This window comes from Streptomyces fructofermentans (assembly GCF_014651055.1).
GTDB lineage: Bacteria > Actinomycetota > Actinomycetes > Streptomycetales > Streptomycetaceae > Streptomyces > Streptomyces fructofermentans.
In genome coordinates, this window is the sequence record NZ_BMWD01000005.1 from 204,716 (window position 1) to 230,114 (window position 25,399).

Consider the following 25,399-nt stretch of genomic DNA (forward strand, 5'->3'; position numbering starts at 1 on the left):
CTCGTGGAGGCCCGCAACGCCCCCTGGCTCTACCTGAGTCGGGCTCAGGGAGTTGTCGGGGCGGTGCCCGTTACGAGGAGACCTGCGCCGCCACCAGGCTGGAGAAGGTCGTCAGCCGGGTGTACACGCCGGGGTAGCCGGCGTCCGCGCAGCCGTAGCCCCAGGAGGTGATGCCCGCGAGCTTGCCGCCGATGACGAGCGGGCCGCCGCTGTCGCCCTGGCAGGTGTCCACGCCGCCGGAGGTGTAGCCCGCGCACACCATGTCGGTGGAGATGTAGGACGAGCCGTACGCCGACGAGCAGGTGGAGTTGGAGACGGTCGGAACGGTGGCCGTGCGCAGCTGGTTGGAGGACGAGCCGCCCGAACTGGTCGTGCCCCAGCCGAGGATGCGGGCCGTGGTCCCGGCCGTGTACACGCTGGTCTCGGACGAGGAGACGTAGCCGATGGGCGTGTACGGCATGGACGCCGACAACGTCAGGACGGCGACGTCGTCGCCCTCCTCGGCGTCCGTGTAGCCCGGGTGGATCCATATCCTGCTGACCTGGGCGACCGTGCCGTTGGTGCCGTTGCGGTAGGTACGGCCGCCGACCACACGGGTGTTGCTCGTGGTTCTGCCGACCATGCAGTGGGCGGCCGTCACGACCTTCGTGGCCGACACCAGTGTGCCGCCGCAGAACTGGCTCTGCGAGGCGTTGGTGATCTGCATGACGTACGGGTACGCGGCGGCCGTGGTCGTCGAGCCGCCGACGATGGGCTGGGGAGCCGCTCCGGCGGTGGTCGCGCCGAGCAGGCAGGTGGTCGCTGCGGCGGCGACGGCCACGCCGACGGCGGCGGCCTTCTTGGCGAAGGTGAGCCCGGACATGGATCTCCTCAGGGGTGCCGGTGGGGGGTCACTGTGGGGGTGGTGCGACAGCCTGCGGGGGCGGGACCCACGCTAGGAGTCGGCCCGCCGCATCCCCAATGAGGGAACTCCCTGCGGGAGTTGACGAGGGATAACCCTCGGCTGCCGCTGCCGCTGCCGCTGCCGCTGCCGCTGCGGCTGGAGCGGCTTCGGCCGTCCCGTGCCTGCCGCGGCGCAACGGGCCCTGCGCGCCACCGGGCCACGCCGTGAGCGCGCACCATGAGTGCGCGACCTGAGCGCGCAGCAGGCGTGTGCGACCCGAGCCCGCAGCAGGCGTGTGCGACCCGAGCGCGCATCAGGCGTGTGCGACCCGAGCGCGCGTGACGCCGACTCGCGTGACGCCGACTACTGGGGTGCGCGGGAACTCGGAAGCCCCGACGGCAGTGGCGAGCCCGGGACTTCACAGACGCCGAAGCCTCGAGGAGCACCCGAGACCCCGGCTCCCCGGGACCCGAACAGCTCAAGAAGGCCCGCCGGTTGAGAGACCGCCCAGGTGACGGCCCGCCGCGCGAGGGCCGACCAGGTGACGTCCCGCCAAATCACGGCCCGCCGCGTGAGGGCCGACCAGGTGGCGTCCCGCCAGATCACGGCCCGCCGCGTGAGGACCGACCAGGTGACGTCCCGCCAGGTGACGCCCCGTCAGGTGAAGTCGCTGGGGCAGCCCCCGCCTCACTGCCCCCGCTGCTGCCGCGCGGCCAACCGCACGATGTCCACCCGTGACCGGATGCCCAGCTTGCGGTACACCCGGGTCAGCGTCGCCTCCACCGTCTTCACGCTGATGAACAGCCGTGCGGCGATCTCGCGGTTCGTGGCGCCCTCCAGGACGAGCCCCGCGACCTGACGCTCCGTCGAGGCCAGCCGGTCCAGGTGCGGGAGGACCGACTCGGGCGCGGCGGACGCGGGCGCCACGGGAGCGGGACCGGCCGCGGAGACGGTGTCGAGCTGCCGCAGCCACGGCACGGCCCGGCAGCGCCGGAACAGCCGCGCCGCCTCGTCGTACGAGCCCCGCCCCGACTCCTCGGCGCGCAACCGGGCCAGCGCGAGGGCCGCCCGCGCCTCCTCCAGCCCGTACCCGAGGTGCGCCAGCCTGTCCTGCGCCGAGACCAACTGCCGTACAGCCGCCTCGTGCTGCCCGCCGGCCGCCTTCACCAGGGCCTCGGCCCGGTCCAGTACGGCAAGGACGCTCGCCCGGCGGAGCCGTACCGCGTGCTCGCGGGTGGCGGTGATGACCTCCTGCGCCTCGCCCGGTTCGCCGATCAGCACCAGGGCCTCGGCCAGATCGCCGTGCCAGCGGCCGCGCGCGGGGTCGAATATGCCGAGTCCCTGCTCCAACTCCCACGCCCTGCGCAGCGACTTGACGGTCCCGGCGGCGTCCCCCGCCACCAGCCGGGCGTGACCGAGGGCGCCCAGTGCCCGGGACAGGTAGATCAGGTCGCCGTCGTCCTCGGCGCGGCGCACCGCGTCGCCGGCCAGCACGAGGGCCCGGTGCACATCGCCGCCCGCGGCCTCGGCGAGCGAGGTGAACATGTTGCCCGCGGCCTCGCCGATACCGGTGTCCCGGGCCAGCCGCAGGCTCTCGTGGCCGAGGTCGAGCGCGCGGGCGCAGTGCCCGGAGCGCAGTTCGGTCTCGGCCAGCCCGCGCAGGAAGTGCACCTCGCTCTCGACCATCCCGCGTCGGCGCACCTCGCCCAGCAGCCGGGTGATCGTCGTACGGGCCTCGGTGAGCTGGTCGCTCATGAGCTGCCAGCGGAACCGGGTGGCGCCCGCCCCGTTGTGGTCGCACGCCACCCGCAGGTCCTGCGGTTCCGCGAGGGCCCGCTCCAGGGTCGCCGGGGCGTCGGGGTGGCCCATCATGGTCTCCATCTGGGCCTGGAAGGACAGCGCGAGCAGCTCGGTGCTCCGGTCCCCGGCGGTGGCGGCGAGCCGGGCGGCATGGGCGGCCTCCTCGCGGCCCTTGGCCATCTCGCCCTCCACGAGCAGCGCGCGCCAGGCCAGTTGGTAGCGGACCAGGGCGAGCAGCCGGGGGTCCTCGCCCGCGTCGGCGAGTGCTCTCGGGAACACGGACTCGACGTCCGCCATGGCCTGGCCCGCGGAGTCGATCACGACCATCCAGGCGCGCACCCGCACGGCCGCGTCCGTCGCCCGGTCGAGGACGTCCCTGGCCACTTCGCGGGCGAGGTCGATCTCCCCGGAGGTCAGCGCGTCCTCGGCGGACCTGAGCCGCCGCTCGTCAGCGCCGGGTCCGCCGTCGGGCGGGGTGTGGCGGGCGGCGAGCAGCCCGAGCTGGGCGGCGACCGAGGGAGCCCCGCGGTCCCGGGCCAGCGCCGCCGCCTCGGAGAGCCGCGCGGCGACCCGCTCGTCCGTGCCCGAGGTGGCCAGGGCCAGATGCCGGGCCCGCTCGATCGGGTCGGAGGCCGCCGTGGACAGCGCGGCGTGGGCGGCCCGCCGCTCCTGGGGCGTGGCTTGCGCGTACAGCGCGGCCGAGACCAAGGGGTGCGCGAACCGTACGGCTCCCTCCTGGCCGTCCGGCCCCGAGGGGTCGGGGTCGTGCGCCGCCGCGAGCCCGAGCGAGGCCGCGAGCGCGATCTCCGACTCGGCGTTCCCGCGGCCCGCGGCCAGCAGCAGGGCCTGGGTCGGCCGGGCGCCGGCGCTCGCGACCAGCAGGGTCCGCCGGGCGTCGGCGGAGAGCAGCTCCAGCCGGCTCAGGACGAGCGCGCGCAGCGAGGTCGGCACCGGCAGCGGCTCACCCGGTCGGTGCGGGGTCGGGCTCTCGGCCAGCGCGCGGGCGAGCTCCAGGGCGAACAGCGGATTGCCGCCGCTCGTGTGGTGGATGTCCCGCAGGGTCGAGCGGCCCAGCCCGGTGTAGCCGCGCGAGACGAGCAGGTCGGAGACGTGCGGCCGGGACAGGGGGGTCAGCCGCAGGGGCAGGGTCTCCGGCGGAAACGCGCGTAGATACGGGTCGTGTTCCTGTTCCTTGGGCTCGGTCCCCGTACGCACCGCGCCGATCATCCGTACCGGCATCCCGCCGAGGCGGCGGGCCGCGAACCCGAGCAGCTCGGCGCTCGGCGCGTCCAGCCACTGGAGGTCGTCGGCGACGAGCAGCACCGGCCCCCTGGCGGCCAGCGCGCGCAGCACCGAGAGCACCGCGAGCCGCAGCGCCAGCCCGTCCTGGTGCAGTGACGATTCGGCGCGCCCGGTGAGCGCCGCCTCCAGTGCGGCCTGCTGCGGCGCGGGCAGCGTGTCCGCGACCTCGTCGGCGACGAGCCCCAGCAGATCGACCAGGGCGAGGAACGGCAGATGTGATTCGGACTCGGTGGCCGAACAGCGCAAGACGGTCCTGGCCGATTCGGCGTATTCCGCAGCCATTGCGCGCAGGACGGTCGACTTTCCGATTCCGGGCGGACCGTGCAGGAGGAGGCTGCCTCCGCGGGAGAGCTGCTCACGAGCCCTTCCGAGCAGGTCCTCCCGCCCCACGACCTGCTCGGAACGGGGTCTGACAGGCTCCTCGAAATCCCGTCGCACGCGCACCGCTCCCCTCAGGTCGTGTTCGTCTCAATATTAAGCAAAGAGGCTCTGAATATCTGAGGGTTGCGTAGTGAGGGAAATAACAGAGATTCGGTATACGGGATTTCAGGGCGCCCGGCCGTGTATGGCACCGCCGGGGAGGTACGGACCTTCAGGGCAGCAGCCCGGCCCTGCGCGCCGCCACCACCGCCTCCAGCCGGGTGTGCGCGCCGAGCTTGCGCATCGCCGAGCGCAGATAGGCCTTCACCGTCTCCGGCCGCAGCCCCAAACGGTGGCCCGCGGCCGCGTTGGTCGAGCCCGACGCCACGCAGGCCAGGACGTCCAGCTCACGCGGGGTGAGCCCGACCCGGCGGCCGGTCGGTGCCGGGGCCGGCGGGCCGGCCAGGGCCGCGCAGACGGCCAGCAGCTCGGCCCGCAGCTCAGGGTCCGTGACGCGCGGGGCCAGCGCCCGCAGCGCCCCGTGCGCCTCCCGGACCCGCTCACGCCCCGGGCCCCCGGCCGCCGCCGGCTCGCACGCCGAGGCGAGCAGGTCCCGCGCCTCGTCCCGTACGACCAGGGACTGCTCCACGTCCCGCGCCGCGTCCAGCGCCGCCGCGAGCGTCCGGTCGCCGAGCGGCTGCGCCGTCCGCAGGGCCCCGTACAGGACGCCCCGGACCCGGCGGCGCACGACGACCGGGACCGCGAGCACCGACCTCAGCCCCTCCGCGGCCACCGCCGCGTCGTACTCGTGGCTGATCCGCCGGGAGGACGAGTAGTCCGCCACGGCGCACGGCCGGGCGAGGGCGACCGCCTTGCCGCCCAGGCCGCTGCCCGACGACACCGCCAGCGCGCTGAGGGCGGCCGTCGCCGTACCGCTGAGTTCGCTGATGCGCACCTGCCGGCGGCCCGCCTCGACCAGGCCGCCGAAGGCGACGGGCAGCCCCGTCGCCCGCCGCAGCCGCATCAGCGCGCCGCGCAGTTCCACCGCCTCGGCCGCGTCCGTTGCCACGTGCCCGTCCCTTCGCCACGGCACACCCCCCGTCCGGGGGTAGTGGGACCCGCATCACGGATTACACGATGGCAGTGAGCCGCCCCGCAATGGCCCGGGTCCGAGGAGGAACAGATGACGACGCCGCCGCCGACACCGCCCGCGGAGAGCTTCCGCAGCGCGCGGGACTTCCTGCTGGCACACCGCGAGGACTACGCCACGGCCTACGAGGGCTTCCGCTGGCCGCGCCCCGACCCCTTCAACTGGGCGCTCGACTGGTTCGACGTCATCGCCCGCGGCAACGACCGCACCGCCCTGCACATCGTCGAGGAGGACGGCACCCGCACCGAGGTCTCGTTCGCCGCCATGGCCGAGCGCTCCGCGCGGACGGCCAACTGGCTCCGCTCGCGGGGCGTGGCCGCGGGCGACCGGATCCTCGTCATGCTCGGCAACCAGGTCGAACTGTGGGAGACCGCCCTCGCCGCGATGAAGCTGCGGGCCGTCGTCATCCCGGCCACACCCCTGCTCGGTCCCGCCGACCTGCGCGACCGAGTCGACCGCGGTCAGGTGCGCCATGTCCTGGTCAGGGCGGAGGACACCGCCAAGTTCGACGAGGTGCCCGGCGACTACACCCGGATCGCGGTGGGCAGCGGCACCGGCGGTGAAGGGACGGGGCCCGGACGGCACGGGACCGGCCCCCGGCCGGACGGCTGGCAGCGGTACGAGGACGCGTACGGAGCCTCCGCCGACTTCGAGCCCGACGGCGTCACTCCCCCCGGACGACCCCCGTTCGGGGGGAGTGAGACAAGACAAGGCCCCGGTACCCCCCCAATGGGGGTAGCCGGGGCTTCGTCGTACCCACCCCCGTTCGGGGGTGATGCCTACTCCGCTACGTCACGCCACTCGACGGTGACGTGGTCGTCCACGGTCATGCTCGACACGTGCTTGCCCCGCTGAGGGTTCAGCGTGACCACCAGGGTGAAGTCCACCCACGCTCGACGCGTCGGGAGCGGACTGTCGGGCCAGCCCTTGATCAGGCCGGCCACCCCTGTCACCGGATCGAACGGAGGAAGGCCGGCCGACCCCACCAGGTCCGCCTCGACGACTTCGAGCTTGGTCCGCAGCGCAGCCGAACCCGCAGTCATCTGAGACAGGCTGATCGCACCCTCGGCGAAGGCCGTAGCCAGCCCGTCAAGGCGCTCACGCAGCACCTGCGCCTCCGCGTGCTTGGACGCAGCCGAAGAGCCGTCCTCCGCCTGCTCGGCGCTCAGGAGCTGGCCCAGGAAGTCGGGGAACATGAACCGGGCGAGCGTCGCGTTGCTCGCACGGTCGTCGGCGATGAGCCGAGGCGTCCGCGTGTGCGTCGCCTTGCACCCGTAGACGAGGACACCCCGGTAGCCACGTCCGTTGACCGTCTCGCCGCACACACCGCACAAAGCGATGCCCGCGAGCAGAGTTCCGGGCGTCCGGCCCGTCCGCTTACCCCCGCTGAATCGCTCGGGGTTGCCGAGGATCGCGACGACACCGTAGAAGACGTCCGGGTCGAGGATCGGAGGCCACAGCGCCTTGCCCACGACCTCGCCCAGGTAGGTGGACCGCCCGACGTAGCGCGGGGAGGTCAGCACCTTCTTCACGCCACGCAGAGACCAGCCCTTACCGCCCCCGGCGACACTGCGAGGGGACTGGAGCCCCCGCTCGACCCAGTCGCGGGCCACGGCGGACAGCGACCAGCCTTCGAGGATCTTCTGGGCGCCGTCGCGGATGGCCGCAGCCTCTTCGGTGACGATCGACATGTGGTCATCGCCGTACCCGAAGGGGCGGATACCTGCGGTGTACGGACGGCCGGCTCGTGCCTGCTGTGCGTTGGCCAGCTTCTGGCGCTCGGCCTTCTGCTCACCCTCGTACGTGGCCCAGGCCGTCACCGTGCGGGCGACAGCCCGACCGGCCGGAGTGGACAGGTCGAGGTGTCCGGCCATCACCGCGTGGACGTTGACGCCGAGCTCGATCACCCGCTCCAGATCCTTGGTCACACGGATGAGCCGGTCCGTGTGCCAGCAGATGATCGCCTCCGGCTTGCTCGCGATCATGGCCTCGAAGTCGGGGCGCACGACGCTCTTCTTCGTGGCGCTCAGATCGTTGTCCGTCCACACGTGACGGACCTCCATGCCGAGGTCGGCCGCGAGCTTGCGGCATGACTCCTCCTGCCGGGCGACGCCCTCTTCTTCGCCCGTGAGATCCTGGCTGATCCGAACGTAGATGTCGGCCCGGATCACAGGCCCTCCGTTGTTGCGCATACTGCGCATGGTACCCCCAAGCTGAACCACTGCTTCGGCATGGTGATGGGGAACCTGGCGGCCACCTCGCACGGGGCGTGCATGGTGATCCCCGCCCCCTCGTTCGAACCGGCGGCGACGCTGAGGGCCGTGCAGCAGGAGCGCTGCACCTCGCTCTACGGCGTACCCACCATGTTCATCGCGGAGTTGAACCTCCCCGACTTCGCCGAGTACGACCTGTCCTCCCTGCGCACCGGGATCATGGCGGGCTCGCCCTGCCCGGTCGAGGTGATGAAGCGGGTCGTCGCGGAGATGCACATGGCGGAGGTGTCCATCTGCTACGGCATGACGGAGACGTCCCCGGTGTCCCTCCAGACCCGCCGGGACGACGACCTGGAGCACCGCACGGGCACCGTGGGACGGGTGCTGCCGCACATCGAGGTCAAGGTCGTGGACCCGGTGACGGGGGTGACGCGGCCGCGCGGCACGGCGGGCGAGCTGTGCACCCGCGGCTACAGCGTGATGCTCGGCTACTGGGAGGAGCCCGCCCGGACGGCCGAGGCGATCGACGCGGGCCGCTGGATGCACACCGGGGACCTGGCGGTGATGCGGGAGGACGGCTACGCCGAGATCGTCGGCCGGATCAAGGACATGATCATCCGGGGCGGGGAGAACATCTACCCGCGCGAGATCGAGGAGTTCCTCCACGCGCATCCGCGGATCGCCGACGTGCAGGTGGTCGGCGTCCCCCACGAGCGCTACGGCGAGGAGGTACTCGCCTGCGTCGTCCCGCTCGACCCCGCCGACCCGCCGTCGTTGGCAGAGGTACGGGCCTTCTGCGAGGGCCGGTTGGCGCACTACAAGGTGCCCAGCAGGCCGCGGGTGATGGAGTCCTTCCCGATGACGGTGTCGGGGAAGGTGCGCAAGATCGAGCTGCGGCGGGACGGGGCGGTCGGGGCGGGAAGCACGGACCAGGCCGTGTGAACGGGCGTCACGCGACGGGCCCGGGGCCGGCGCCCGGGCCCGGGTCGGCCGCCGGAGGGCGGTGTGTCGCGGGGGCCGCCCCCGTCGCCCTGTACATGCACACCCTGGGCCAGCGGTCGAGACCGTGCCCGGCCTCCGCGGCCCTGATCCTCCGCAGCCCCGGGGTGAGTTCGGCCTCGGCCAGCACGCGGAAGCCGATGCGCTCGTAGTAGGGCGCGTTCCAGGGGACCTCCGTGAAGGTGGTCAGCGTGAGACCGCTCAGGCCCCGGTCGCGTGCGCGTTCGGCGGCGTACGCGATCAGGGTCCGGCCGACCCCGCGGCGGGCGGCGTCCGGGTGCACGGAGACCTGCTCGATGTGGAAGGCGCCGTCCACCGGTTCGCCCACCAGGTACGCGACGACCCGCCGGGCCGGCCCGTCCTCCACGCCGGGTTCCGCGTCCCCCTCGTCTCCCTCGTCCCCCTCGGTGCCGCGGCGGTGCCGGACGCCACCGCCCGCCGCCCGGACGACCCAGGCGTGCCCCGCCTCGCGGAAGCGCTCCAGCAGGTCGAGCGGGGGCGGCTCGTCGTCGGCGATCTCGGCCATGCCGAGGACGCGGAACGGCTCACCCGCGGCGCGTTCGATGTCCCGGAGCAGCGGCAGGTCGGCGGGAGCGGCGGGTCCGATGCGCATGAGGCCAATGTATGCGGGTGTGCCGGGGGCCGGAACGGGTCAGGCGCCGGCGGCGAGGAGGTCGTCGGCGAGGGCGTTCGCCGGCTGGGGCGTGCCGGTGAGGTCGAGGACGAACAGGGGGATGCCGAGGGCGTCCGCGCACACCCGGGCGTCCTCCTCGTAGCCGGCCAGGGAGAAGTACACGCAGGCCGCCGACTCCGTCATCGCCGCGAGCCACAGGCACTCCACGTCGCGCCGTGAGGCGGGGTGCACGGTCGGGTCGACCTGGGCGACCATGCCGCGGGCCGCCAGCCCCGTGCCGGAGGGCGGACGCCGGTCGGCCCGGCGGATGTCCCGGTACCCGAGCCAGCGCAGATACAGCGCGGCGGCGGTGACGGCGTCCTGGGCGGTGCGGATGGTGATGGGCTGGAACGCGCGGCGGGGCACGGGAGAGGAGGGGGTGCCGGAGGTGGGAGGAGGCGTGCGGGGCGTAGAGGGAGGCGTGCGCGGGGTGGGGGAAGCAGGTCCGCCCGAGGCCGGGGGCGCGGGCGGCCCGGAGGGCGGCGGTTCGGCCGCGCGCGGAAGGGGGATGGCGGCGGGGCGGTGTCCGGGCGGGGTCTCCGGTGGCGGTCGGCGGCCCTTCCCGTCGGCCGTGCCTTCGGCCGCCCCCTCCCCGTCGGCCGTTCCCCCGTCGCCCTCGCTCCCGAAGTCGCCCTCGCTCCCGAAGTCGTCGTCGCCCCCGAAGTCGCAGTCGTCGAGGCCGAGTTCGGTGTCACGGCCGGGTCCGGTGCCGGCGTCACGGTCGGTGTCGCCGTCCGCGGAGGCCCCGTCGGCGCCCGGCGTCCCCGCGTCGGGGCCGGGTTCCGCTTCGTCGTACGGGTCCGGCCGCCGGGCCGCCGTCGACCCGGCGACGGGCACGCGCAGTACGACTCCGCACGGGCAGCCCACCTCGGGGCTGGGCCACTGGTCCTCGCGGCCGCAGGCCCCGCACAGGACCGTCACCCAGCCCTCGTCCCAGGTGTGGTGCGTGATCGGCTCCGCGTGTCCGTACCGGTCGAGGACGGGAGTGACGGGCGCGCCGCACGCGCACGGGTAGGCCGGCGCCGCGTAGGCGTGCTCGCGCCGGCAGGCCGGACAGCGCACCGGCACGCTCTCGGTCATGGACCTCTCCAGAACACCGCGTCGGGACAAGCCCGTCCATCGTCCTCCGGAACCGGGGCCTTTGGCAGCGGAACGGTCGGACATGCCGGGATTCACACCCCCGCCGTCCGCCGGCCCGCCCTTGACGCGCTCCGGGGCCCCACCTACATTGCTTCCAGATAGTAGAAGTTAGTTTCCGCAATACGGAATTCGCAGCTCTCCGCGGGGCGCGACGGGAGCCCGAATCCGACGGCCGAAGCAGGAGTACGCCATGGCTCGTATGACCGCTGCCCGCGCGGCAGTTGAGATCCTCAAGCGCGAGGGCGTCACCGACGCGTTCGGTGTCCCGGGCGCGGCGATCAACCCGTTCTACGCGGCCCTGCGGGCGGCGGGCGGAATCAGCCACACCCTCGCCCGGCACGTGGAGGGCGCGTCCCACATGGCCGAGGGGTACACGCGCACCGGGCCGGGCAACATCGGCGTCTGCATCGGGACGTCCGGCCCCGCGGGCACCGACATGATCACCGGCCTGTACTCGGCGACCGGTGACTCGATCCCGATTCTCTGCGTCACCGGCCAGGCGCCGACCGCGGTGATCCACAAGGAGGACTTCCAGGCCGTCGACATCGCCTCCATCGCCGGGCCCGTCGCCAAGATGGCGGTCACGGTGCTGGAGGCGGCCCAGGTCCCGGGCGTCTTCCAGCAGGCCTTCCACCTGATGCGTTCCGCGCGCCCCGGCCCCGTCCTCATCGACCTCCCCGTCGACGTCCAGCTCACGGAGATCGAGTTCGACCCGGAGACGTACGAGCCGCTGCCGGTCTACAAGCCGTCGGCGACCCGCGCCCAGGTCGAGAAGGCCGTCGCGATGCTGTGCGCTTCGGAGCGGCCGCTGATCGTCGCCGGCGGCGGGATCATCAACGCCGACGCGTGCGAACTCCTGGTGGAATTTGCCGAACTGACGGGCACTCCGGTGGTGCCGACCCTGATGGGCTGGGGCATCCTGCCGGACGACCACGAGCTGAACGCCGGCATGGTCGGCCTCCAGACCTCGCACCGCTACGGCAACGCGACCTTCCTGGAGTCCGACTTCGTCCTCGGCATCGGCAACCGCTGGGCCAACCGCCACACCGGGCGCCTCGACGTCTACACGGCGGGCCGTACGTTCGTCCACGTCGACATCGAGCCCACCCAGCTCGGGAGGATCTTCGCCCCGGACTACGGGATCGCCTCGGACGCGCGCGCCGCGCTGGAGCTGTTCGTCGAGGTGGCCCGCGAACTCGCCGCCGCGGGGCGGCTGCCCGACCGGTCCGCCTGGGCGGGGGCCGCCCAGGAGAGGAGGGCGCGCCTCCAGCGACGTACGCACTTCGACGACGTCCCCATCAAGCCGCAGCGCGTGTACGAGGAGATGAACAAGGCCTTCGGCCCCGAGACCCGGTACGTGACCACGATCGGCCTCTCGCAGATCGCCGGCGCCCAGATGCTGCACGTCTACCGGCCGCGCCACTGGATCAACTGCGGACAGGCGGGCCCGCTGGGCTGGACCGTGCCGGCCGCGCTCGGCGTGGCCAAGGCCGACCCCGAGGCACAGGTCGTCGCGCTGTCCGGCGACTACGACTTCCAGTTCATGATCGAGGAGCTGGCCGTCGGGGCCCAGCACCGGATCCCGTACGTGCACGTCCTGGTGAACAACTCCTACCTGGGCCTCATCCGGCAGGCCCAGCGGGCGTTCGACATCGACTTCCAGGTGAACCTGGAGTTCGAGAACATCAACTCGCCCGAACTCGGCGTCTACGGGGTCGACCACGTCAAGGTCGTCGAGGGGCTGGGCTGCAAGGCGATCCGCGTCACCGATCCGGGTGGGCTGGGCGCCGCCTTCGAGCAGGCGAAGAAGCTGGCCGCCGAGTTCCGGGTCCCCGTCGTGGTGGAGGCGATCCTGGAACGCGTCACCAACATCGCGATGTCGACCACGAACGACATCGGCGCGGTCGTGGAGTTCGAGGAGATCGCGACGGAGCCGGGGCACGCGCCCACCTCCGTCAGGACCCTGAAGGTCTGACCACTCGCGCGGACCGCCGGGAGGAACCGAGGCCCCCCGCCCTGGGGATCCAGGGCGGGGGGCCTCGCGTTCGCGGTCGGGACCACCCCCGTCGCCCGGACCGGAACCCGTCAGGAGCCGCCGGTCGCGCGGCGAGCGGCGGTCCCTGGGCCGTGCCTGTGCGTTCCCCCGTGCGCGGGGCCCGCCGCCCCCGTGCCGGCGGGCCCCGTGTGAGAGGAGGATGCGCCCTCCGGGGCGGACAGTTGAAGCCCTGGGACCATGTTCAGAGGTTGATTTGAGGGTTCCGTAGTCGCTCTACGTCCGCCGAGGTACCCGGCGGGGACGCGGACCCGCGCTCAGGGGGCGCCGGCCGGGGGCGGGGTCGGTCGTCCGACCTCGTGGTGCTCCGACAGCCCGGGCCAGTCGTCGGGTCCGCCGCCCTGCCAGTCGACGATGTCGCTCTCCTCCACCTCGATCCCGTCCAGGTCGGCCAGCCGCAGGATCTCGACGACGTCGTCGAGGTGGTAGGCGATGCCGAGGGTCTCGCTGCCCGTGGTGACCCGGCGCGATCCGTCCAGCGCCGGAGGGTGCACGACGATGCTGGGAAGGTCCATGGCTCCAGGCTGCTGCGCCGCGGGGGAATCCGCACCCGGGGGATCGCGGGCCGGTGGCGCCGGGCGGGCAGCGCGGGAGCGCCGGGCACGAACCTTCCGTGCCCGGCGCTCCCGGTCCGGGGGACCGCGGCGGTCGCGACGGTCCGAAACCGTCCTTCCCTCTGGTCGGGAAGGGGGATCGTCCTTCACCACCGCACTGGCTCGCGCACCACCGCGGGCCCCGTCCGGCACCGGCCTGCCGGCCGGTGCCGTGCTGTGCCCGCCGGCCCCGGGGAGACCCCTCATCCGGGTCCCGGGTTCGGCGGGCGACGCGCCCGGTGGTCGGACCTCCCGTCGGACCGGGGCGCGGGTCTGGCTGGACGCCGACAGGCGTCGGCGTGGGTTCCGGGCGGCGCCGCCGCCTGGGCGCGACAGGACAGTGTCGGCGCCGGCGCCGCCCGGGGATCTGGTGGGCCGACCGTGGGGTCAGACCCGTTCGCCGGAGAGGCGCTCCACGGCCCGCAGCAGGGCGGAGTGGTCCAGGCCGCCGTCGCCCTGGGCGCGCAGGGAGGCGACGAGCTGGGCGACCACGGCACCGACGGGCAGCGCGGCGCCGACGGCGCGCGCGGCGTCCGTCACGATGCCCATGTCCTTGTGGTGCAGGTCGATCCGGAAGCCGGGCTCGAAGTCGCGGTCGAGGAAGTTGTCCTTCTTGCGCGTCAGCACGGTGGAGGCGGCGAGGCCGCCGTTCAGTACGTCGAGGGCGGCCCGCAGGTCGACGCCCGACTTCTCCAGGAAGACCACGGCCTCGGCGCACGCCTGGATGTTCACGGCGACGATGAGCTGGTTGGCGGCCTTGACCGTCTGACCGGAGCCGTGCGGCCCGCACAGTACGACGGTCCTGCCGAGGGCCTCGAAGACGGGCGCCGCCTCGTCGAAGTCTGCCCGGTCGCCGCCGACCATGATCGAGAGCACGGCCTCGATCGCCCCGGCCTCGCCGCCGGACACCGGGGCGTCCAGGACGCGGATGCCCTTGTCCCCGGCCGCCCGGGCGAGGTCCACGGACGTCCGCGGGGTGATGGAGGACATGTCGATCAGCAGGGTGCCGGGGCGCGCGTTCTCCAGGATGCCGTCCGGACCGTACGCGACGGCCTCGACCTGCGGGGAGGCCGGGACCATCGTGATCACGACATCGGCGTCCCGTACGGCCTCGGCGATCGAGCCCGCCGCGGTGCCGCCGGCTTCGGCGAGCCGGTCCAGCTTGTCCTTCTCCAGGGTGAACCCGGTGACGTGGTAACCGGCCTTGACCAGGTTCTCCGACATGGGTGAGCCCATGATGCCGAGACCGATCCAGGCGACCGACGGGCGCGCCGGGCGGGAGGAGTCTGCGGGGTTGCTCATGAGGGTGCCTCTCTGAAAGCTCTGGTACGTCGGTGGGGCGGCGCTCAGCGCGCCGCGCGGGCCTCGGCGGGCAGCCATCCGAAGGCCTCGGCGCTCGGCCGGTCGCCCGGCTTGTACTCCAGGCCGACCCAGCCCTCGTAGCCCTGCTTGCGGAGCCGGCCGAGGAGGTCGGCGAGCGGGAGCGAGCCGGTGCCCGGTGCTCCGCGCCCGGGGTTGTCGGCGATCTGCACGTGGCCGGTCCTCGCCGCGTACCGGTCGATCACCGACGGCAGGTCCTCGCCGTTCATGGACAGGTGGTAGAGGTCCATCAGGAACTTGGCGTTGCCCAGTCCGGTCGCCTCGTTGACCCGGTCGACGACGGCGATCCCGGCGGGCGCGCTCACCAGCGGGTAGTGCGGCGACTCGGCCCGGTTGAGGGTCTCGACGAGGAGCGCCGCGCCGACGCGATGGGCCGTGCGGGCCGCCGACACCAGGTTCTCCAGGGCGAGTTCGTCCTGCTCGGCCGGGTCCACGCCGTCGACGCGGTTGCCGTACAGGGCGTTGAGGGCCGTGCAGCCGAGCGAGCGGGCGAAGTCGGCGGCCACGTCGATGTTCGCGCGGAACCGCGCGGACTCCTCGCCCGGGACGGACAGCGCGCCCCGGTCAGGGCCCGGCAGCCGCCCGGCGTACAGGTTCAGGCCGACGAGGTCGACGCCGGCGTCCTCGATCGCCTTCCGCAGGCCGTCGAGCGCGGAGGCCCCGGGCGTGGGGGAGTCGACCCAGGGCCACCAGAGCTCGACCGCGGTGAAGCCCGCAGCGGCGGCGGCCGCCGGGCGCTCCAGGAGCGGCAGCTCGGTGAAGAGGATCGACAGGTTGACGTCGAAGCGCTGGTCCGCGGCTGCGTCCATCGGGAAACCCTGCATGGGCGTCGGCGCTCCCTTCCGTGTCGAGAGGGGTGTAGGGGGTGCGTGTACGTGATGCCTGTACGGGCCGCGGCGCGGGCACGTGTGCCGGTCCCGGAACGACCCGCGTACGAACGCCGTACGCCAGGTGCGGCGGCGCGTGTCGGGGTCCGTACCGGCGGGGCTCCCTGCCGGAACACCCGACCCGTTCATTGATTCCATATTGTGGAAGTTTCTTTCTGCTTGATGGAAAGGCTGCCTTTGCGGGTGGGCCCTTGTCAAGGGGGTGGCCCCGCGTCGCGCCCGATCCGGGGCTTCGTACGGCGGTGTGCCGACAGTGCTTCGGCCGCGGATCGGCGGCGGTGCGGGCGGTTCCGGTCGGCGTCGCGGTGGCGGCGTCCCGGCGGCCCCGCGAGGCGGCCCCGGGCCTCGGCGAGGGGTGCGCAGGCCGGTCCGGCCGGTCGTCGCGGGGTCCGGTTCCGTTGGGCTAGGGTCGCCTGGACGTCCGGGCCGGCCGGGTCCGGTGGGCCGCGGCGCGCGCGGCACGGAAGCCGACGCCATGGGGGCGCAGTGCGATTGAGAGTGGAGTTCACGACGGAGCCCTTCGACCTCGACGAGGCGCCGCCGCACGCGCTGGTCGCCCGCGAGGTCGTCGAGGCTGCCTCGCTGGACGCCGTGGACGTGGGCCCGTTCGGGAACACCGCGGAAGGTGGCGCGGACGAGGTGCTCACCGCCGTCGACGCGCTGCTGCGCAAGGCCCTGGAGGCCGGCGCCACCCGAGTCTCGTTCCAGGTCAACGTGGTCGCGGAGGGGGACAGGTGACCGCTTCCGGGGGCGAGTCCTTCGTCGCCGCGGTCAAGCCGCTGGTCGACGCCATGGGCGGGGAGCTGCTGCCGCCCGGTCAGGCGGGACCGGACGACGTCGTGCTCTCCTGGGAGGGTGCCGACGTGGTCGCCGTGCGCCTGCCCCAGCTCGCCGACTCGCTGGACCACATCCTGGCCGCCCTGGAGCGCAAGCACGGCCGACCCCTGGCCGAGCTGGACCGCAGGGCCAAGCAGGAGATCGTGCGGATGCTGGAGGTGCGGGGGGCGTTCGCCGTGCGGCACGGCGTGGAGACCGTGGCCGGCGCGCTGGGCGTCAGCCGGTTCACCGTCTACAACTACCTCAATCGCGAGAAGGGTGTCCGGCCGCCCGGTCAGGGCCTCTGACCAGGCGGGACGCGGCGGCGGGCCGGTCGTTCGCGGGGGTCGGGTCCGGTGTCGTCCGGGCCCTTGGCGCCGCGGCGTTCGCAACCCCGAGTTTTCAACAAAGTGTTGACGTGGTGTTTCGGAGGGCGTTAGCTGGCCGCAGTCCTTCCAGCACAAGGCCACGGAGGCTTCCCGTGACTTCGAGTACGACACCCGGCGGCCTCGCCCGGTTCAACGCCCTGGAGGAGCACGCGGCCCGCACCGCACTCCACGAGGTGTGCGCCTCGGCGGCCTGGGTGCGCGAACTGCTCGCCCGGCGGCCGTACGCCACCGCGGACGACCTCCTCTCGCGCAGCGACACCGCCACGGCCGCCCTCACCCCGGCGGACCTGGCGGAGGCGATGGCGGGGCACCCGCCGATCGGGCGTCCCGCGCCGGGCGACCCGACCTCCTCCCGCGAGCAGCGCGGCATGTCCGACGCGTCGCGGGACCTCAGGGCGGAGATGCTCGAACTGAACCTGGCCTACCAGGAGAGGTTCGGGCACGTCTTCCTCGTCTGCGCGACCGGACGCACCGGCGAGGAGATGCGGGACGCGGCCAGGGAGCGGATCGGCAACGCGCCCGAACGGGAACGCGAGGTCGTCCGCACCGAACTGGGCATGATCAACCGCATCCGGCTCGCCCGCCTGCTCGAAGAGGAACCCGCATGAGCACCGAGACCACCGCATCCGTGTCCACGCACATCCTGGACACCAGCGCCGGCCGCCCCGCCGGGGGCGTCGCCGTGCGGCTCGCGGCCCGACCGGCCCGCGACGCCGGGTGGCGCGCGCTCGGCGGCTCCGCGACCGACGCGGACGGGCGGTGCAAGGACCTCCCGGACCTGCCGGAGGGCACCACCCACGTACGCCTCGACTTCGAGGTGGAGGCGTACTTCGAGAAGAAGCAAGCCGATGCGCAGCAGGACGCCCCCGCGAATCGGGACAGCGGTGCCGCTGGAGTGTTCTTCCCCGAGGTGGCGATCACCTTCGCCGTCGGGCCGGGCGAGCACTACCACGTACCGCTGCTGCTCAACCCGTTCGGCTACTCCGTTTACCGAGGGAGCTAGCAGACCATGACCCCTTCCCGACCTGCCCGCCCGGCGGTCCTCAGCCAGAACCAGTACGGCAAGGCGGAGAACCGCGTCGTCAGGATCACGCGGGACGGCACCACGCACCACATCAAGGACCTGAACGTCTCCGTGGCGCTGAGCGGCGCCATGGACGAGGTCCACTACTCGGGCTCCAACGCGAACGTCCTGCCCACGGACACCACCAAGAACACGGTGTACGCCTTCGCCAAGAAGCACGGCATCGAGTCCGCCGAGCAGTTCGGCATCCACCTGGCCCGGCACTTCGTCACCTCGCAGGAGCCGATCCGGACGGCCCGTGTCCGCATCGAGGAGTACGCCTGGGAGCGCATCGCGGACCCCGGCGCGGACTCCGGCGCCGACACCGCGTCCACCGGCGGCGGTTCACCGTCCGCCGACACCGCGTCCACCGGCGGCGGTTCACCGTCCGCCGACACCGCGGGGGGCCGGCACTCCTTCGTCCGCAGGGGCCAGGAGACCCGCGTCACGCAGATCACCTACGACGGCTCGTCCTGGGAGGTCGTCTCCGGCCTCAAGGACCTCGTCGTGATGAACACGACCAACTCGGAGTTCTGGGGCTACGTCAAGGACGAGTACACGACGCTCAAGGAGGCGTACGACCGCGTCCTGGCCACCGAGGTGTCCGGCCGCTGGCGCTTCAACTGGACCGGCGACGACCAGCCGATGCCCGACTGGGAGGAGTCCTACCGGCGGGTGCGCGAACACATGCTCCGGGCCTTCGCCGAGACGTACTCGCTCTCGCTCCAGCAGACCCTCTACCAGATGGGCGCGCGGATCATCGACCACCGCGAGGAGATCGACGAGGTCCGCTTCTCCCTGCCGAACAAGCACCACTTCCTCGTCGACCTGGAGCCGTTCGGCCTCAAGAACGACACCCCCGAGGGAGCCGTGTACTTCGCCGCCGACCGCCCGTACGGACTGATCGAGGCCACGATCCTGCGGGACGGGTCCGAGGCCCGCATCCCGGTGGACCTCACCAACCTGTAGGACCGCTCCGCCCCCGACGCGTGCGCCGGCGTCGAGTTCCGGGGGAGAGCGGGGGCATCTGCGCACCGACAGCACCGCGGACCCGGTCGTCACCCCGCTCGACCCCCGGGCCCGTCCACCAATGGGAAGAACGAGGAACCGCCGTGGCAGCCGAGCGCATCGTCATCGAGAACTGCGCCATCGCGACCGTGGACCCGCACGACACCGAATACGCCTCGGGGCACGTCGTCCTGGCCGGGAACGTCATCGAGTCACTGGGCGAGGGCGCCGCCCCCGGGAACCTGGAGAACGTGGTCCGGCGCATCGACGCCACCGGCCATCTCGTCACTCCCGGCCTGGTCAACACCCACCACCACTTCTACCAGTGGATCACCCGCGGCCTGGCCACGGACCACAACCTCTTCGACTGGCTCGTCGCCCTGTACCCGACCTGGGCGCGCATCGACGAGCGCATGACCTACGCGGCGGCCCAGGGCTCCATCGGCATGATGGCCCGCGGCGGCGTCACCACCGCCATGGACCACCACTACGTGTTCCCCAGGGGCTCCGGCGACCTGTCGGGCTCGATCATCCGCGCCGCGCGCGAGACGGGCGTGCGCTTCACCCTCGCCCGGGGCTCCATGGACCGCAGCGAGAAGGACGGCGGGCTGCCCCCGGACTTCGCCGTCGAGACACTCGAAGGCGCCCTCGCCGCCACCGAGGCGACCGTGGACGAGCACCACGACGCGTCGTTCGGAGCCATGACCCAGGTGGCCGTGGCCCCCTGCTCGCCCTTCTCCGTGTCGACCGAACTCCTCAAGCAGGGCGCCGAGTTGGCCCGCCGCAAAGGTGTACGGCTGCATACGCACGGCTCGGAGACCGTGGAGGAGGAGAAGTTCTGCAAGGAACTGTTCGGCATGGGCCCCACCGACTACTTCGAGTCGACAGGCTGGCTCGGCGAGGACGTGTGGATGGCGCACTGCGTCCACATGGACGACTCCGACATCGCCGCCTTCGCGCGGACCGGGACGGGTGTCGCCCACTGCCCGTCCTCCAACGCCCGTCTGGCGGCCGGGATCGCCCGCGTCCCCGACATGCTCGCCGCCGGCGTCCCGGTCGGCCTCGGCGTCGACGGCACCGCCTCGAACGAGTCGGGCGAACTGCACACGGAGCTGCGCAACGCCCTGCTCATCAACCGCCTCGGCGCCCACCGGGAAGCCGCGCTGACCGCCCGTCAGGCACTGCGGCTCGGCACGCAGGGCGGTGCCCGCGTACTGGGCAGGGCCGCCGAGATCGGCTCGCTCGAACCGGGCAAGCTGGCCGACCTCGTGCTGTGGAGGATGGACACCCTGGCGCACGCGTCGATCGCCGACCCCGTCACCGCCCTGGTCCTCGGCGCGGCCGCCCCCGTCACGGCCTCCTTCGTGAACGGCGTGCAGATCGTCGGGAACGGCAGGCTGCTGCACGTCGACGAGGACGCCGTCGCCCGGTCCACACGCGACGAGGCCCGGCGCCTGGCACGCATCGCCGCGCAGGACTGAACCGGCGCTGCAGCCACCGGAACTCCGGCCGAGGGGGACGGACCCCGGCCGGTGGCCGTGGACCCGAGCGGGGTCCGCGGCGGCCGCCCCCGGGGTGCGCGCACCGATGTGCCCGCGCCCCGGGACGGTCACCCCGCCACGCCTCCCCGTGACGGGCATCGTCCCGGTCCCGCACGACCGAGCCCCACCTCCCTGACACCCACGTCACCGCAGACGTGCCACCGACCGGAGGAGCCGCCGTGGCCGACCAGACCACGCCCAGCAGCACGGACGTACACCCGACCGGCACCACCCGGCATCCGGTCGACGAGAGACTGCCCGCCCTCAGGACGGCGACCAGCGGTCTGCAGCACGTGGCCGCCATGTACGCGGGTGTGGTCGCCCCGCCGCTGATAGTCGGCGCCGCCGTGGGCCTGTCCCCGGCCGACCTGACCTTCCTCACCGGCGCCTGCCTGTTCACCGCCGGCCTCGCCACCTTCCTGCAGACCCTCGGCGTATGGCGGATCGGCGCACGGCTGCCGTTCGTCAACGGCGTCACCTTCGCCGGGGTCGCCCCGATGATCGCGATCGTCGACTCCACGGAGGACAAGCACGACGCGCTGCCCGTCATCTTCGGAGCGGTGATCGTGGCGGGCGCGCTCGGCTTCCTGGCCGCACCCTTCTTCAGCAAGGCGGTGCGCTTCTTCCCGCCCGTCGTCACCGGCACCGTGATCACCCTCATCGGCATCTCGCTGATGCCGGTCGCCTTCGGCTGGGCACAGGGGCCGGATCCCACGGCCGGCGACTTCGGCTCGACGACCAACCTGGGCCTCGCGGGCGCGACGCTGGTCATCGTGCTGCTCCTGCGCCGCTTCACCCGCGGATTCGTCAAGCAGATCGCCGTCCTGCTCGGTCTGGTCGCGGGGACACTCGTCGCCGTCCCCCTCGGCGCCGCCGACTTCGCCCCGGTGGCGGACGCCGCCGTCGTCGGCTTCCCCACCCCGTTCCATTTCGGCGCCCCGCAGTTCCAGCTCGCCGCCATCGTCTCGCTGTGCGTGGTGATGGTCGTCTCGATGACGGAGTCGACCGCGGACATGCTGGCGCTGGGCGAGATCGTCGACCGGCCGGCCGACGAGCGGACCATCGCCGCGGGCCTGCGCGCCGACGCCCTCGGCTCCGCCCTCAGCCCGCTCTTCAACGGGTTCATGTGCAGTGCCTTCGCCCAGAACATCGGCCTGGTCGCGATGACCCGCGTCCGCAGCCGGTACGTCGTCGCGGCCGGCGGAGGCTTCCTGGTCCTGATGGGGCTGTGCCCCATGGCCGCGTCGCTCATCGCCGTGGTGCCGCGCCCCGTGCTCGGCGGCGCGGGCGTGGTCCTCTTCGGCTCGGTGGCCGCGAGCGGCATCCGGACGCTGGTCGGGGCCGGACTCGACCGGGACAACAACGTCCTGATCGTGGCGGTCTCACTGGCCGTCGGCATCGTCCCGATCACGGCGCCGGAGTTCTACCACGCGTTCCCGGAGACCGCGAGGATCATCCTGGACTCCGGAATCTCCACGGGATGCCTCGCCGCCGTGGCCCTCAACCTCGTCTTCAACCACATCGGCCAGGGACAGGACGCGGACGACGTGACCCACCCCATGGAGCCGGGCGAGCGGATCGCGGGCCCCCGTGAGGACACCGCCCCCGGCGCCGTACCGGGGCAGTCGGCGGCGACGGCGCGCTGAGGTCCGGGGCCCGAGGGCGGCCGACGGCCGGGACTCCGGCGGTACGGGAGCCCGCCGACCGACTCCGGCGGTACGGGGGCCCGCCGACCGACTCCGGCGGTACGGGACTCCGGGATTTCGGGCCTACGCGCCCCCGGGCCCAGGGGCAAGGGCTCTCGTGAGCCCGCGGTCCGGGGCACGCCCCCCCGGGTGACGGATCGGGGTGACGGATCGGGGCCTGGGACACGGGACACGGGACTCCGGTCCGTCCCGCACGGTCACCCCGCCGGACTCCGGCGGGGTGACCGTGCCGCCCGCGAGGGGGCGGCGGCGGGGCTCAGCCGATGTGGAAGCTGTCCCCGTACACCTGCCAGTCCAGGGGCGGATCCAGATTCAGGTTCCGGTTCCTGAGGAAGACGCGCTGGGCGGTGTCCACCCGGCTGGTGTCCTCGTGGGCCGCCTCCTGCTTCATCGCCCACACCCGGGCGTCGAGGAACGCGTGCAGGTACGTCACCTCGTCGCCGCCCTGGGCGGGCGGCCTGGCCCGGCCGAGGGCCCGCCGGCGGATGCTGCCGAAGCTCGCGCTGTCGCCGCCGTCGCCGTGCATGACGATGGCGTCGTAGTACGCGAACTGCCCGAGCACACCGACTCCGTCCGCCTTGGCCTGCCGGACGGCAGGGTTGAAGTAGACGCGGTCCCGCTCGTCGTCCTGGGCCTGCCGGAACGCGCCGTCCTGGGCCGCCCGGCGCCAGGCGTCCGGATATCCGGGGTCGAGGCCCTCGTGGGAGTCGGTCCCGTCGACGCGGCGCAGCGCGGGCAGGTAGCCGGACAGCGCGTTGCCGGGACGGCGGCGCGTGTACAGCTCGACGAGGTCCAGCATGTCGCCCGTGCCTGAGCAGAATCCGATGATCCCCGCGGTGTAGCCGCGGCCGTCGCCGATGTCCTCGATGTACTTGTACTGCGCCTTCCAGTCCAGCGAGGAGTTCTCCGCGCTGGACACCAGCTTCATGGCGATCTCCTTCTTCGCCGGGTCGTCGAGGCCGGCGGGCGCGGCGCTCGCGGACCGGGCGGCGACGAGCGGGCCGGCCACCAGGGCCGCTCCGGCCACGGCGAGGAACGTACGCCGGGACGAGGTGATGTGGGGGGTGTGCACGGGACCTCCAGTGGGGGTGGGAGTCTTCGATCCGTACTGTTAGGAAAGTTTCCTACCAGAGATTCCGAGTGACGTATACCCGTCAAGGGGAAAGTGGTGCGGGGTGTCGGACCGCCCCCTCGGCCCGTGCGTGGGGGACCGGGGCCCCACACGGCCGGGGCAGGCGCGGGCGGCGCGGGGCTCCGGCGAGTGGGGTGGGGGAGGCCTCCCGCGGGTGGGCCCGGCGGACGCTCAGATCCGGGTGAGCGCCTGACAGGGCCCGGCGTCCGGGAGGCGCCCGTTGAAGTACGACGTGGGCGGCACACCCATGAGCGTGCGGAAGTCGGCGGTCATGTGGGACTGGTCGTAGTACCCGGTGGAGGCCGCGAGTCCCGCCCAGGAGCCCTCCGCGGCATGGGCGAGCACGTGCCGCACCCGGTCGATGCGGGCGAAGTGCTTCGGCGAGACGCCCACGCCCTCGGCGAACAGATTGCGCAACTGCCGCTCACTGACGGCGAGTCGGCGTGCCAGGTCGTGTATCGGGGCCGGAGTGCGGCCGGCCGTGGTCGACAGCGCCTCGACGGCGGCCCGCAGCACCTCGCGGCGGCCCTGGTCCGTACGGGCCGGAAGCCGCTCCGGCAGCACCTCGGCCAGGTGGCCCACGACCTCGGCGGGCTTCAACCCCTTGAGCTCCTGGGCGAGTTGACGGGCCGACGCGTCGGGCAAGGTCCCGAGGCGCACGATCCGTCCGACGAGTTCGAGCGCGGGCACGCCGAGCAGAGGGCGTGCCGTGCCCGGGCCGAGCCGGACCTGCACGCACGATACGACCCGCTCGCTCGCGTGGTACGAGGCGCGGGTGCGGGGCCCGACGACCAGGGCATCGCTCGTGCCGTCGCCCTCCACCCGGACGACCAGCTTCGTCGCCGCGTCCGGGAGACGGGTGAACGGCTCGCGGGCCGACCCGTCCGACGAACCGGCCTCTATCCCGGCGACCCAGGACCGCAGGGACTCGGGGGTGGCCAGGGCCTGTTCGGGAAGAGGGCTCGTCACCCGACCACGGTAGACGCGCCGGTCGGTCGCGGGGCCCGCCGAACCGTGCCGGAATCTCCTAGAGCCCCGGGCGGCCCACGGGCACGGTGGTTCCCATGATCCTGGTCACCGGTGCCACGGGCACCATCGGCAGTGGAGTCGTCCGCCTGCTCGCGGAGCGCGGCGGGAAGGTCCGCGCCCTCACCCGCGACCCGTCCCGGATGAGGGCGCCGGAGGGGGCGGCGGTGGAGGTGGCGCGAGGGGACTACCTCGACCTCGCGTCCGTGGACGCGGCCCTCGGCGGAGTCGAGGCGGTCTTCCTGGTCGGCGTGCTCGGCCCCGACGACGCCGAGCGGGACCGCGCCCTGGTCGCGCGGGCCCTGGCCGCGGGTGTGGGCCGCATCGTGAAGCTGTCCGCGATCGGGACCGGCGAGTCCGGGCTCGGGAGGGTCGGCACCTGGCACCTCCCGGGTGAGCGGGCGGTCCGGGACAGCGGTGTGCAGTGGACCGTCCTGCGTCCCTCGTCCTTCGCGTCGAACACCCTGAGCTGGGCCGGGGCCGTCCGCGCGGGCGAACCGGTACCGAACATGACCGGCGACGGCCGCCAGGGTGTGGTCGATCCGCGCGACGTGTCCGCGGTCGCCGCCGAAGCACTGCTCTCGGCGCGGCACGCGGGCCGGACGTACACGCTCACGGGACCGGAGACGCTCAGCGTCCCCGACCAGGCCGCGGTCCTCGCCGAGGTGCTCGGCCGACCGGTCGGCACCGAGGACCTCGCACCGGACAGGGCGCGGACCCGGATGTCCGAGTGGGGCATGGACGCGGAGTACGTGGAGGGGGTGAGCGCGGGCAACGCGTTCGTCCGCCGGGGCGGCAACGACGTCGTGACGGAGGAGGTGCGGCAGGTGCTCGGCCGGGCGCCGCGCAGCTACCGGGAGTGGGCGCGGGACCATCGCGAGGCCTTCGCGGACGGGTGACCGGGGGCGAGCCCGGTTGACCCGGGTCACCCCAGGGGACGCCGGACGACGCCGGGGGAGGGCGTCCGGGTCGGGTCGGGGCGGGTCGGGGCGGGTCGGCTGTGTCGACGCGGGTCGGGTCGGCCCGGCCGGGTGGCGACGGGTGGGCGGCCAGGTCGAGCCGGGCCGGAGCGGGTGGCGATGGGGGTTGGACCGTCTCGGGCCAGGTCGGGCCAGGGAGTGTACGGCGGCCCGTGCCCTCGTCCCAATGACCCGGCAGGCACCCCGAATGCCCCGGCACGCGCCCCGACTTCACGGTCGGCTCTCACGGTCCGGTCTCGGTCGCCCCCATGGGTCGGCCGCGCGGTCGGGCCGGCGCCCTGCCCGCGCGGCTCCACCGCGCGGCC

At 73.3% G+C, this 25,399-nt stretch carries 19 protein-coding genes and 3 pseudogenes; 11 read left to right on the forward strand and 11 right to left on the reverse strand.

Translation table 11 applies throughout. The features are described 5' to 3' along the window. Positions 1–70: 70 nt before the first annotated feature. The 3 genes from IE265_RS09535 to IE265_RS09545 all read right to left on the reverse strand — a co-directional run bounded on the left by IE265_RS09535 (position 71) and on the right by IE265_RS09545 (position 5,414). Positions 71–862, reverse strand: a complete 792-nt coding sequence (locus IE265_RS09535; RefSeq protein ID WP_190034980.1) for a S1 family serine peptidase — start codon at positions 860–862, stop codon at positions 71–73. 708 nt (positions 863–1,570) lie between these two features. Continuing rightward, entirely contained in the window at positions 1,571–4,423 is a 2,853-nt protein-coding gene (locus tag IE265_RS09540) for a helix-turn-helix transcriptional regulator (RefSeq protein ID WP_190034981.1), read from the reverse strand. Between the two features lie 154 nt (positions 4,424–4,577). After that, complete coding sequence (locus IE265_RS09545; RefSeq protein ID WP_190034982.1) at positions 4,578–5,414, reverse strand: helix-turn-helix transcriptional regulator; 837 nt, start codon at positions 5,412–5,414, stop codon at positions 4,578–4,580. 114 nt (positions 5,415–5,528) lie between these two features. Between IE265_RS09545 and IE265_RS09550 the strand changes: the two are divergent. Beyond that, positions 5,529–6,179: pseudogene (locus IE265_RS09550) on the forward strand (AMP-binding protein); the annotation flags it as partial. Between the two features lie 95 nt (positions 6,180–6,274). Here IE265_RS09550 and IE265_RS09555 read toward each other — a convergent pair. Continuing rightward, on the reverse strand, positions 6,275–7,687 hold the full coding sequence (locus tag IE265_RS09555) for a recombinase family protein (protein WP_190034983.1): 1,413 nt from the start codon (positions 7,685–7,687) through the stop codon (positions 6,275–6,277). 21 nt (positions 7,688–7,708) lie between these two features. On the opposite strand from IE265_RS09555, the pseudogene IE265_RS09560 reads away from it, so the two are divergent. Continuing rightward, a pseudogene (locus tag IE265_RS09560) lies at positions 7,709–8,650 on the forward strand (AMP-binding protein); the annotation flags it as partial. Between the two features lie 7 nt (positions 8,651–8,657). On the opposite strand, the gene IE265_RS09565 reads toward IE265_RS09560, so the two are convergent. Next, positions 8,658–9,320, reverse strand: coding sequence for a GNAT family N-acetyltransferase (locus tag IE265_RS09565; protein WP_190034984.1), 663 nt, complete (start codon positions 9,318–9,320; stop codon positions 8,658–8,660). A gap of 39 nt (positions 9,321–9,359) precedes the next feature. Further along, a pseudogene (locus tag IE265_RS38260) lies at positions 9,360–9,743 on the reverse strand (hypothetical protein); the annotation flags it as partial. A 967-nt stretch (positions 9,744–10,710) separates the two neighbouring features. Between IE265_RS38260 and gcl the strand changes: the two are divergent. Next, positions 10,711–12,495, forward strand: coding sequence for a glyoxylate carboligase (gene gcl, locus IE265_RS09575; RefSeq protein WP_190034986.1), 1,785 nt, complete (start codon positions 10,711–10,713; stop codon positions 12,493–12,495). 335 nt (positions 12,496–12,830) lie between these two features. On the opposite strand, the gene IE265_RS09580 is transcribed toward gcl, so the two are convergent. The 3 genes from IE265_RS09580 to IE265_RS09590 form a co-directional block, all read right to left on the reverse strand. After that, positions 12,831–13,088 (reverse strand): hypothetical protein, encoded by a 258-nt coding sequence (locus IE265_RS09580; RefSeq protein WP_190034987.1) that lies wholly within the window; start codon positions 13,086–13,088, stop codon positions 12,831–12,833. Positions 13,089–13,553: 465 nt separating this feature from the next. Beyond that, on the reverse strand, positions 13,554–14,468 hold the full coding sequence (locus IE265_RS09585; protein WP_190034988.1) for a 2-hydroxy-3-oxopropionate reductase: 915 nt from the start codon (positions 14,466–14,468) through the stop codon (positions 13,554–13,556). A gap of 44 nt (positions 14,469–14,512) precedes the next feature. Next, the gene (locus IE265_RS09590; protein WP_190034989.1) at positions 14,513–15,370 is read right to left on the reverse strand and encodes a TIM barrel protein; all 858 of its coding nucleotides are present in this window, start codon (positions 15,368–15,370) and stop codon (positions 14,513–14,515) included. A 549-nt stretch (positions 15,371–15,919) separates the two neighbouring features. On the opposite strand from IE265_RS09590, the gene IE265_RS09595 reads away from it, so the two are divergent. The 7 genes from IE265_RS09595 to IE265_RS09625 all read left to right on the forward strand — a co-directional run bounded on the left by IE265_RS09595 (position 15,920) and on the right by IE265_RS09625 (position 21,896). Then, positions 15,920–16,171: a YkoF family thiamine-binding protein gene (locus tag IE265_RS09595; protein ID WP_190034990.1), complete on the forward strand. Its 252-nt coding sequence runs from the start codon at positions 15,920–15,922 to the stop codon at positions 16,169–16,171. Continuing rightward, a complete protein-coding gene (locus IE265_RS09600) occupies positions 16,168–16,557 on the forward strand; it encodes a helix-turn-helix domain-containing protein (RefSeq protein WP_190034991.1) in 390 nt (129 codons plus the stop codon). Before IE265_RS09595 ends, IE265_RS09600 begins: the two co-directional genes overlap by 4 nt. Before the next feature lie 173 nt (positions 16,558–16,730). Further along, complete coding sequence (uraD, locus tag IE265_RS09605) at positions 16,731–17,246, forward strand: 2-oxo-4-hydroxy-4-carboxy-5-ureidoimidazoline decarboxylase (RefSeq protein ID WP_190034992.1); 516 nt, start codon at positions 16,731–16,733, stop codon at positions 17,244–17,246. After that, positions 17,243–17,641: a hydroxyisourate hydrolase gene (gene uraH / locus IE265_RS09610; RefSeq protein ID WP_190034993.1), complete on the forward strand. Its 399-nt coding sequence runs from the start codon at positions 17,243–17,245 to the stop codon at positions 17,639–17,641. Before uraD ends, uraH begins: the two co-directional genes overlap by 4 nt. Before the next feature lie 6 nt (positions 17,642–17,647). After that, the gene (gene pucL / locus IE265_RS09615; RefSeq protein WP_190034994.1) at positions 17,648–18,670 is read left to right on the forward strand and encodes a factor-independent urate hydroxylase; all 1,023 of its coding nucleotides are present in this window, start codon (positions 17,648–17,650) and stop codon (positions 18,668–18,670) included. Positions 18,671–18,813: 143 nt separating this feature from the next. Continuing rightward, entirely contained in the window at positions 18,814–20,190 is a 1,377-nt protein-coding gene (locus IE265_RS09620) for an 8-oxoguanine deaminase (RefSeq protein ID WP_190034995.1), read from the forward strand. 239 nt (positions 20,191–20,429) lie between these two features. After that, the gene (locus IE265_RS09625) at positions 20,430–21,896 is read left to right on the forward strand and encodes a nucleobase:cation symporter-2 family protein (RefSeq protein WP_190034996.1); all 1,467 of its coding nucleotides are present in this window, start codon (positions 20,430–20,432) and stop codon (positions 21,894–21,896) included. Positions 21,897–22,212: 316 nt separating this feature from the next. Here IE265_RS09625 and IE265_RS09630 read toward each other — a convergent pair whose 3' ends face one another. Continuing rightward, on the reverse strand, positions 22,213–23,028 hold the full coding sequence (locus IE265_RS09630) for a chitosanase (RefSeq protein WP_190034997.1): 816 nt from the start codon (positions 23,026–23,028) through the stop codon (positions 22,213–22,215). A 231-nt stretch (positions 23,029–23,259) separates the two neighbouring features. Beyond that, complete coding sequence (locus tag IE265_RS09635; protein WP_190034998.1) at positions 23,260–24,057, reverse strand: helix-turn-helix domain-containing protein; 798 nt, start codon at positions 24,055–24,057, stop codon at positions 23,260–23,262. Between the two features lie 95 nt (positions 24,058–24,152). Between IE265_RS09635 and IE265_RS09640 the strand changes: the two genes are divergently transcribed. After that, positions 24,153–25,013 carry an NAD(P)H-binding protein gene (locus IE265_RS09640; protein WP_373302920.1) on the forward strand — a complete coding sequence of 287 codons (861 nt, stop codon included), beginning with the start codon at positions 24,153–24,155 and terminating at the stop codon, positions 25,011–25,013. Positions 25,014–25,399 lie beyond the last annotated feature (386 nt).

Excerpts from the sequence above, each read along its gene's own strand:
- pucL (WP_190034994.1), top strand. The coding sequence starts at position 17,648 with ATGACCCCTTCCCGACCTGCCCGCCCGGCGGTCCTCAGCCAGAACCAG.
- IE265_RS09590 (WP_190034989.1), bottom strand. The coding sequence starts at position 15,370 with ATGCAGGGTTTCCCGATGGACGCAGCCGCGGACCAGCGCTTCGACGTC.
- uraH (WP_190034993.1), top strand. The coding sequence starts at position 17,243 with ATGAGCACCGAGACCACCGCATCCGTGTCCACGCACATCCTGGACACC.
- gcl (WP_190034986.1), top strand. The coding sequence starts at position 10,711 with ATGGCTCGTATGACCGCTGCCCGCGCGGCAGTTGAGATCCTCAAGCGC.
- IE265_RS09580 (WP_190034987.1), bottom strand. The coding sequence starts at position 13,088 with ATGGACCTTCCCAGCATCGTCGTGCACCCTCCGGCGCTGGACGGATCG.
- IE265_RS09565 (WP_190034984.1), bottom strand. The coding sequence starts at position 9,320 with ATGCGCATCGGACCCGCCGCTCCCGCCGACCTGCCGCTGCTCCGGGAC.
- IE265_RS09640 (WP_373302920.1), top strand. The coding sequence starts at position 24,153 with ATGATCCTGGTCACCGGTGCCACGGGCACCATCGGCAGTGGAGTCGTC.
- IE265_RS09555 (WP_190034983.1), bottom strand. The coding sequence starts at position 7,687 with ATGCGCAACAACGGAGGGCCTGTGATCCGGGCCGACATCTACGTTCGG.
- IE265_RS09585 (WP_190034988.1), bottom strand. The coding sequence starts at position 14,468 with ATGAGCAACCCCGCAGACTCCTCCCGCCCGGCGCGCCCGTCGGTCGCC.
- IE265_RS09535 (WP_190034980.1), bottom strand. The coding sequence starts at position 862 with ATGTCCGGGCTCACCTTCGCCAAGAAGGCCGCCGCCGTCGGCGTGGCC.